At 57.7% G+C, this 8,538-nt stretch carries 8 protein-coding genes and 3 pseudogenes; 4 read left to right on the top strand and 7 right to left on the bottom strand.

Going from position 1 to position 8,538, the window contains the following annotated elements; translation table 11 throughout:
- The 5 genes and pseudogenes from BLS52_RS17825 to BLS52_RS18605 all read right to left on the bottom strand — a co-directional run.
- Positions 1–248, bottom strand: a pseudogene (locus BLS52_RS17825) (transposase family protein); the annotation flags it as partial.
- 108 nt (positions 249–356) lie between these two features.
- Positions 357–1,535, bottom strand: coding sequence for an endonuclease NucS domain-containing protein (locus BLS52_RS17820; protein WP_090588498.1), 1,179 nt, complete (start codon positions 1,533–1,535; stop codon positions 357–359).
- 110 nt (positions 1,536–1,645) lie between these two features.
- Entirely contained in the window at positions 1,646–2,035 is a 390-nt protein-coding gene (locus tag BLS52_RS19170; protein WP_425425053.1) for a GNAT family N-acetyltransferase, read from the bottom strand.
- 165 nt (positions 2,036–2,200) lie between these two features.
- Positions 2,201–3,083, bottom strand: a pseudogene (locus BLS52_RS17810) (IS5 family transposase).
- Between the two features lie 46 nt (positions 3,084–3,129).
- On the bottom strand, positions 3,130–3,306 hold the full coding sequence (locus BLS52_RS18605) for a hypothetical protein (RefSeq protein WP_175460235.1): 177 nt from the start codon (positions 3,304–3,306) through the stop codon (positions 3,130–3,132).
- Positions 3,307–3,405: 99 nt separating this feature from the next.
- Between BLS52_RS18605 and BLS52_RS17805 the strand changes: the two genes are divergently transcribed.
- Positions 3,406–4,353 (top strand): GIY-YIG nuclease family protein, encoded by a 948-nt coding sequence (locus tag BLS52_RS17805; RefSeq protein WP_217636794.1) that lies wholly within the window; start codon positions 3,406–3,408, stop codon positions 4,351–4,353.
- A gap of 66 nt (positions 4,354–4,419) precedes the next feature.
- Here the strand turns inward: BLS52_RS17805 and BLS52_RS17800 are convergent.
- Positions 4,420–4,869, bottom strand: a pseudogene (locus tag BLS52_RS17800) (ABC transporter permease subunit); the annotation flags it as partial.
- Between the two features lie 59 nt (positions 4,870–4,928).
- Between BLS52_RS17800 and BLS52_RS17795 the strand changes: the two are divergent.
- From BLS52_RS17795 to BLS52_RS17775, 3 genes are all read left to right on the top strand, one after another.
- Positions 4,929–5,579 carry a DUF6308 family protein gene (locus tag BLS52_RS17795; protein WP_139186326.1) on the top strand — a complete coding sequence of 217 codons (651 nt, stop codon included), beginning with the start codon at positions 4,929–4,931 and terminating at the stop codon, positions 5,577–5,579.
- Positions 5,580–5,757: 178 nt separating this feature from the next.
- Positions 5,758–6,837, top strand: a complete 1,080-nt coding sequence (locus BLS52_RS17790) for a hypothetical protein (RefSeq protein ID WP_090588491.1) — start codon at positions 5,758–5,760, stop codon at positions 6,835–6,837.
- A gap of 386 nt (positions 6,838–7,223) precedes the next feature.
- The gene (locus BLS52_RS17775) at positions 7,224–7,583 is read left to right on the top strand and encodes a type II toxin-antitoxin system PemK/MazF family toxin (protein ID WP_342707480.1); all 360 of its coding nucleotides are present in this window, start codon (positions 7,224–7,226) and stop codon (positions 7,581–7,583) included.
- A gap of 287 nt (positions 7,584–7,870) precedes the next feature.
- Here the strand turns inward: BLS52_RS17775 and BLS52_RS17770 are convergent.
- Positions 7,871–8,538 (bottom strand): nucleotidyl transferase AbiEii/AbiGii toxin family protein (locus BLS52_RS17770; RefSeq protein ID WP_090588484.1); only part of this gene is annotated, 668 nt, incomplete at its 5' end.

Raw genomic sequence — 8,538 nt, 5'->3', positions numbered from 1 at the left:
TAACGGCGCACCCGTACCAACAGCGTGGTGGGGCGGTGACCGAACGGTTCGTGCGCAAGATGACGGGTAATCGTGTCTCGCGGCACGCCCTCTGCTCCGCACGACTGGCACCACGGATCCGCTTGAACGACACGGCACTTGATCACCGCCCGCTCAGAGTCCAAATGCTGCCCGACGGCTTCGAGCCCGAGCTCCTCAAGACGGCAGAACGTGGTCAGATCAGGCGCAGCGAAGGTAGCGTGGAGCATCGTCGAGGTCTTTCAGATGGGCAGTGTAGGAACTTCCATCATCGGAAGGCCTCGACCTCTATCCCGCCACCGACGCGCCAGACCCGCTCACGCCGGCTACACCCTCAATTACGAAGAGCCATCAAAGGCTAATTGGAATTTTGGCACGAGCCGATCGAAGTTATCATTGTCGAGTCCGTGTACCAAACTGTTCAACATGTCGGAGGGATTGTATATCTGCGCAACGACATCGTACTTTCCAGTATTATCGCCATGCTCTTCCAGCCAGCCGTCCACAATTAATTGGGCAGGTAAGTTCGGGGCTAACGCAAGACGAATACCTTGCTCGAACTTATCCCACTGCGATGAGTTCTGCGGTCGTGCCCGCCCTGAATACGTGGACTGACCCAAACCGGACCACCCCTGCACCATATCAAGCAATTCCTGGTCCTGAAACAGCCCCGCTTGATCATTGAATATGCCCTCCCTGAACCAGCGACCGAGTATCCAGCGATGAAGAAAGACCATGGAATTAATCTTTTCCGGATAACAGATGTTGAAGGAGATGCCCGTGGCTGCGTTGCTCAGAGCCATCAGCGCAAGCTGCTCCGTCGCCTCTTCCTTTAAGTCGTCCTCATCAAAGAGTCCTTGAGAAACGAGCAGATGAACGAATTCGGCGCGGCGGTCGGTATCCTGAATGGTGCCAAGACATAACACAATGGCTTGCTTGGATCGCTCGCCCTCCAAATGCAGTCCTACGAAGTCAAAGATGCCGAGCTTGCTCAGCTCTTCGCGGATCTCATTCCACACATGCGCGACATCTTTATCGGGTGTTAGCGGGATCCATCGCTGATGCCAGGTGAGTGTTCTCTCGTCGGGAGCGGATAGCGCTTCTATACGATGAGCGTCGAGCACTGTGATGCCATCTGTGTCCATGTCGAGGCTGTAGCCTTCCAACGGAAAATCTACAGTAGACGCGTAGTAGCTGAACGGCACGAGAAGTTCATGCCAAGTGGTCGACGCTACGATGGCGCGTATTTTACTTTTAGGCAATGCCTTGTCGCGTGATAATAGGTCCACGTATTTAGCAATTTCATGCATCGCCTCTCGAGCGCTTGAATCCGACCTCTTTAGTTCTATTATGGTTATCAGATTAGTCGAATCTCGCGCCAATATGTCGACGAAACCAGAAGCTCCTTCGTCATTACGTAGATGATAGTTAACCCCTATTAACCGAAGACCTGGTTCGATGATCGCTAGGTTCTTTGCTAATAAGTCGCGTATTTGATCCTCGACCTGATTACGCATCGTTCTCGTATCTTTCTGATGGGATTTAGCCCGTACACAACTCTGTCGTGATCTTCAGATCATCTCCATCTATGATAGAGAACTCACAAGTAACCCGATTAGTGCGGCACTTATAGGTGCAACCCCATGAGCCAAGGGTCCCTGAAATGATGATATTTCGGACTTGGTTCCATCGAATAGTATCCACAATTCTCGTAGAATTGTCGCACCTCCGGGTCCATCCCATCGTCATTACTTGCTGGCATCAGAATCGAATATCTGACGTTGCAAGAACGTCCTTCGTTTTCCGCGTAATTCAACAACTCTGCACCTACACCCGTCCATCTGAACTGTAGGTCCACAAAAATGTCTGATATGTGCAGCCAGTCCTCACTGCTATCTTCAAGAACCGCCAGAACTTCGGGGTTACAAGGCGAGATCTTAAAACTGATCCAACTCACGATGCGATTCTCCCTTTCAGAAACTGCCTCCAAGTTGAACCTGTAGCGTTTCGTTCTCATCCGAAACGCCTGATCTGGCCTCCATCCTTCAATGAGGTCAGCAACGTACGATAGATCCTCAGGGACCATTGGTCTAACTGTGGCGGCTCGGAACCTCGTCATGTGGTTAGCCTAGTACCGCGCGAATCCGGTCCAGATTAGTATCAAGCGACTAAGTCGTGTTTGTTAATTGTGGATTCGGTGGAATGTGACGATCGCGGTGAGTAGTACTCCGCCGAGGAACGTGGTGGCGTATTTGTCGTAGCGGGTGGCGATTCCGCGCCAGTGTTTGAGGCGGTTGAAGCCGCGTTCGACGGTGTTGCGTTCCCTGTAGATCGCGGGGTCGAAGGCCGGTGGTCTGTCGCCGGCGGAGCCTTTGGCGTTGCGCCGATGGATCTGGTCTGAGCGTTCCGGGATGGTGTGCTTGATTCTGCGGGAGCGTAGCTCGATGCGGGTTGAGGGATGAGAGTAGGCCTTGTCGGCGAGCAGCCGGAACGGCGTGGCGTCCTGGAGCTTATGGGCTGCCAGTAGCGGCAGCAACTGCGGGTTATCCCCGGCTTGCCCGGGTGTGAGCAGCATCGTGACCGGTGCGCATGTCCAGTCGGTGAGGGCATGGATTTTCGTTGTCAGCCCGCCTCTTGAGCGTCCGATCGCGTGGTCAGCTGGCTCGTCGGGCTTGTAACTCGCTCCTGCCCCCTGTGTGGTCCGCAGCGGCCTTCAGTTTCGGCGCTCCGGCGGCATGCTGATGAGCCCGGACACTGGTGGAATCAACCGAGAGCAGCGACTCCAGTTCTGTGTCATTTGCTTCGCTGGAGTCCCGCACTGCGGTGAACATCCGCTCATAGGATCCGTCGGCCGACCAGCGCCGGTGCCGCTCCCATACTGATTGCCAGGCACCGAACTCGGCTGGCAGGTCCCGCCACGGCGAACCGGTGCGGAACCGCCAGCAGATGCCCTCCAGCGTCAGTCGGTGATCATTCCACGGCCGGCCCCGGCGACCCGGTGCCGTCCGCAGGACAGGCTCGATAACCGTCCACAACTCATCTGAAATCACATTCGCACTAAGCATCTATCCAGCTTGAAACACGGCAAGCCGGATATTTAGCAGACACGCCCTAGGCGAGACTAAGCGCGGAGACGTCATGTTCCAATGTGACAACAAAATCGTCAAAACCGTAAGTGTCGTCGTCAGCGAACCCGCCGTCACACGCCGACCGCCGAACTACCAGAGCAGATAAAGCGGGAACGAGGACGACGAAGGATGGCTCGTCCTGGTCCAGCCGCTTGTGCATGGTCGGCCTCTTATTTCCGGTGGCACTTCAACAACACATTTCTGGGGTGAATCGAAAATCGGCACGTAGTTGATGCACGGCCTGACGTAGTGTGTTTCCGTGTCCGATCAGCAGCCCTTTCCCCCTTCCGTGTTTGCCGCGACCGCTTTCCCCGAGGAACCAGCGTTCAGCTCCGCCCTCATGCTCGGTCATGTGCTCACCGGAATGGGCGCGGACTACGACCCGACGGTCAGGCTGGAAGACATACATATCGTCCGCCACTCCTTCAGGCCAGGCGACCCGGACGCGCTCCATGGACCGGAGGACTTGAGCGAGGATCGAGTCGTCGCATACACGAGAGAACAGGACATCTCGCCACGTCGTTTTCCCTCTGACCCTCCGCGGTACTGGGTGATCCTCATAGCTGATGGCCAGCGCCGTTCCCGCTTGTGGGGCACCTTCGAGAACCACGGCGAGATCGTCGCAGAACGCACCGAATCAAACCGATACTTCGAACTGCGTCCCTCACGATTCCTAACAGCCCTGAATGACCGGCTCGTCATCGAGTGGGATAACCCCCGCAGCTGGCACAGGAGTGCCAACTCTGTCACCGCCGCGCGTATGCCTGTGTTGGAGATCGCCGACCGGGACAAGGTTCCCTTCCCAGGCTTCGACGGCGTCCTTCTCCCCTACCATCAACTGCGCGACATGGTTGATGATCCCCGCTACGTCGACTGGCGTACTGCTCTGGCAGAGGTTCAGGGAATTTACCTCATCACAGACTCCAGCAACGGGAAGCAGTACGTCGGCAAGGCAGACGGCTCGGAACGCATTCTCGGACGATGGACAACGTATGCCCGAGACGGCCACGGCGGTAATGTCGCACTGCGAGAGCTCGTCCGGGACAGCGCGGCCGGCGAGGTGACAAAGACGGATCATGCCCGCAACTTCGTTTTCAGCCTCCTCCGGGTGTTCGGCCCGAGCACCCCGTCCTCAGAGGTGAACTTAGCCGAATCCCACTACAAAGCGGCGTTGATGACCCGCGAATTCGGACTCAACAGGAACTGATCACGACCAGGTGGGACGGAACGCTTCAATTGAGGCACCCAGATGTTTGTGTCGTTCAGTCCCACCTCAGGGGACTCGAGCCTCCGACGGGTCCTCCATCGCAGAAGCCTCTGGCAGGTCGGCGTTCGGCGTGCCGGCGTCGCCACCGACACGTTGCAGAGGCACCCGGCGCGCGCGAGGAGAGCGCCGCACGCGATTCAACTGACCGTAGACCAGGTACATCACCGTTCCCATCACCACCCTCAGCAGAACCGTATAGACGAAGGTGTTGCCGATGGATTCCACGGAAGCACCGCCGTCGGTATTTGCCTTGATCTGCAGGCCCAGCGGCTGGTACAGGGGGTGGGCCAGGAGGACCGCGGTGTCGTAGTCATCCAGAAGGTTGTTGAAGTTCAAGGCAGCCACCGCCGCGGCTGCGGGCAGGACCGCCGGCAGCAGGATGCGCCGGAAGGTGTAGAGAGTTCCTGCCCGCATGATGGCGGCAGCCTCCTCCATTGACCCGTTCACTGAGGAGAACGCGGCCTTCCTGCGGACTCTTTCAGCTCATGTCACCGGCAACGGATAGTCTCAACCGCATGACGAGATTACTGCGGGTTGGCGGAAGAACCATAGACTTCGAACAAGCAAAAGAGTGGGCCAATACGTACTTCGTCGGTAGGCCTGGAACCTCGGCTTACCCCGCCTACGACGAGTATCCAGGATCGCCCGGAGAGTCCATCGGCAAACAGGATCTGCTCGCAGTTGTGCTGCTGAATGTGTCGAATAAACCGTTACCGGTGTACTACGGCCTTGAGTCGCTGATCCCTTTTCTGAACGAACGGCTTGATGATCCCGCCATTCACGGTGACCTTGCTTCTGCCAGCACGGAGACGATCAACGCTATCGTGCATCTGCTGAACGTTATCGAGGAACGACCAACCGATCACGTGCAGCTGACCACCCTATCGAAAGTTCTTCACCGGAAACGGTCCGCTTTAATTCCCCTGTTCGATGACAACATCGCTTACTGCTATAGCAAATGCGACGGCGCCCCGGTCCCCTATGTGAAGAAGGGAACCCGAAATCGAGCCGAATACCGACGCCTCTGGCTGGAAGCCCTCCAGCGTGATCTAGCAGGCCAATTCAGCCTGTGGGAGGAACTTGCCGCTACCGCGCCCGGGCCGTCGGTTACACCTCTGCGGGCGCTGGACATCATCGGCTGGGAACTCGGCAACAGGAGGAACTGATTGATCGGGTAGCGCTTCAGGTTGAGGGTTGGCAGCCTGCGGGAACCGCGGCCGATCGGTTGGTCGATGCGCAAGTCGGCGCTCAGTTTTGATGCATGCGCAATTGATGCCTGCTGACGAAGCTGGTCGGTGAGGCGGGCTTTGAGGGCACCTATCGCCGACTGGGAGGAGTTTATTCGTGGAGGTGTTCGTGGACGGGAATGACATGGGGAGGACGCGGGCGCAGCTCAGTGCGGTCATTGAAGCCTGCGAGTCGGACATCCGAAATGCAGTGGCGACGTTCCTACTGGAGCCTCACAGCGGGAATCCATTGCCCTCATTGAGCACTACTCAGGGGCCCGAATTCATGTTTCGGGTTGCCCGAGGCAGGCAGAAACTCTTCGGCGGAGTCGGATCCTCGGCAGTCAGCGGATACTTGGATATAGAGGCATGCCTTGATTTGGTGGGGGAGAATCTCGGCCGCTTCCCCACCAGCTTGGCTGGGACGCTCGGCTTAATTTCGCCGTACGTCCCGGTCTTTTTGGCGATCCGGTATAGAACGATTCATGGCCGACCTCTCTTCGCTCGTGATGCCGACGCTCTCCTTCGCCCACTCCAATCTTCCGGCCTGACGTCGTCGTGGTTCCCCGAAACCAAAGGGGCGTTGAATCTCGTCAACACGTTCCCGGATTGGAGACCGCATTTCACCTGCAAGCCCGTCCCATTGACCGGCGGCACCGACAATCTGCCCCCAGCCAACCACCACGCAAGCGTGCTCGCTGGGCGAGAGAGGGACGTGCTGGACCTGGCGAGCACATTGCAGAGTAACCGTTACAGGATATCCGTGCTGGAAGACGACGTCCGTGAAGTTGCTACGTCTTTGGCCCTAGTTGTGGCCTACCGCCTGCTCGATGAGAACAGCCGATTCGACGCGGTGCTGTGGGTAGCCGACAAAATCCCGGTGAAAGCTACTACGCCGGGCCCCCTATTGAAGGGTGCCGCTTTCTGGCACAAGGGCTTTGAGCGCGTCGCCCGAGTCATCGAAGAAGGATTCGACGCGCCATCGGCGCATAACTTGTCAGAAATGTTGGCACGTATCGGCAGTGGCGAATGCCTCGTAATTGTGGAAGGTCTGAAGCACGACGAGGCATCCGGCATGGAACAGATTTACGAGATGCTTCCCAGCACGGTCACTTACCTAACCTTGACCAGCGATTCGGCCGATTTGAAAGGCAATTTTCCGCGCCTAGCGCTCCATCGAATGGGCCGAAACCAATGATCACCACCCGCCACGGAGACACCAGTCGATGATGAATGTCAGGCTGCCGCTGAATGAAATCACCCTCGGACTGATCTGCAGGAAGGTCTACTGCGAGAATGCAGGATCAGTTCGCGCTCTCGTCGACTCGGTCAACGAGGAACGCACCCGCTGTGCTGCCTCGTCAGGAGTTTCGACGCGCCATGCCTATGTAGACCACATAGTCTACAAGCAATAGGATCTGTCTGTGTCCGATACAACGACGGTCCGGGTTAGCCGGACCACCCATCAAGAATTGCTCCAACTCGCCAAGGAGCGGCACCAAACTGTCGCCGACACGGTGTCACAAGCCGTCCGGTTACTCCACCAAGACGGCATTGGCAAGGATTTGGCTACCCCATTGACCGCTGAGGAAACTGCCTGGCTCGACGCTGACGCCGGGTGACGTCGTCGAGCTTGAACTCGGTACGCCACCCGGCTCCGAGGCAGGTCTGGCCCGACCGGCGGTGGTTGTGACCGCGGCCAGAATCTTGCGCGGCGGTCCCAACGTGGTCCAGGTCGTACCGCTCACTCGAACCCTCCGGGGCAGTGGCGCGGAGGTCGTGATCGAACGTGACAATCACAACGGACTCCGCGCTCCATCGGCCGCCCAATGCCAACATGTGCGATCCGTGGCCGTTGGCAGGATCACACAGTGCGTCGGAAACGTCGGCCCGGTCGCACTCCAGCAAGTTCGCAACACCGTCGCCGTTATCCTTGATCTCTAACGTCCTCGGGCTGGTCACGGTGCAGAATCGGACCACCCTTGCGGCGGTGTAACCGGAGCCAGACGGTGCAAAACTATCGTAAATAATCAGCCAGAATTTTTACATATCCGCCAGACATGGTGACAAGCTCCATATGGCTGGGAGTACTTTCCCCTCGAACAGCAGGCGCATGCAGGAAAGGGAAATCACATATGTAGAATCGTCGAGCTTATAGGGAAAGTAGTGTTGCCTTATAAGTTTCGCGGGAACTTATAACTTGCGGCGTGCCAACGGTGGGGAACCTGGGGTCAGTCGGAGCTCTCGTCCACTCGGTCAATGAACGCCTGTACTCGTAGTGCTGCTTCTTCAACCGACGCCGCAAGGCCAAGGTCCTCGAGTCCTTCCAGCGCACCCGCATAAATCGGACTCCAGTGGGAATGTGCCACGACGGTCGGAGGCCACGCGTGCCTCTCCCGCTTCGCGAACACGGCAATGCTCGCGCGACGCACTTCACCGAGCGACTCGTTGACTATCAGCGCTTCGAGCAGTTGCAGATCAACGAGGTCGTGAGCGCGGTCGTTCCGTCGAGGCTCCCTGACTGGATCAGTACAGGCGTGAATCTTCTGTGCGACCTGCCCCGGCAGGGTCATACATGGCACGGGCGAACTATTCGGCAGACCCACGAGGGCAAGCGCTTCTGAGGTGACCCTATCGTGGTGGTCGGCGTTACCTGCCTCGACGGGCGAAACCTCAATCGGGATCGAGGTGAATGGCTTGCCCTGATAGCTGAGCTTCGCCGTGAACCGACGCGGGCGTGAAATCAAGCCCGGGACCTCGAACTCCGCCGGCGGTGTAAGTACCGCTGTGAAGCCCTCCCATCCTGGCAAATAGGGTGAGTTGGTACCGGTAATCCGGCTATTTGGTACTGCGGTTCCGGCGAGTTGGTACTGCCGTTGGTGTTCGGGGTGCTGTGCTG

The sequence above is a fragment of the Arthrobacter subterraneus genome (assembly GCF_900099735.1).
Classification (GTDB): domain Bacteria; phylum Actinomycetota; class Actinomycetes; order Actinomycetales; family Micrococcaceae; genus Arthrobacter_D; species Arthrobacter_D subterraneus.
Note: the sequence above shows the minus strand (reverse complement) of the source record. Positions and strands in the feature narration are given on the sequence as shown.

What these genes read in the sequence shown, in the direction of transcription:
- BLS52_RS17820 (WP_090588498.1), bottom strand. Translation starts at nt 1,535, where the DNA reads ATGCGTAATCAGGTCGAGGATCAAATACGCGACTTATTAGCAAAGAAC.
- BLS52_RS19170 (WP_425425053.1), bottom strand. Translation starts at nt 2,035, where the DNA reads ATGAGAACGAAACGCTACAGGTTCAACTTGGAGGCAGTTTCTGAAAGG.
- BLS52_RS18605 (WP_175460235.1), bottom strand. Translation starts at nt 3,306, where the DNA reads ATGCACAAGCGGCTGGACCAGGACGAGCCATCCTTCGTCGTCCTCGTT.
- BLS52_RS17795 (WP_139186326.1), top strand. Translation starts at nt 4,929, where the DNA reads ATGACGAGATTACTGCGGGTTGGCGGAAGAACCATAGACTTCGAACAA.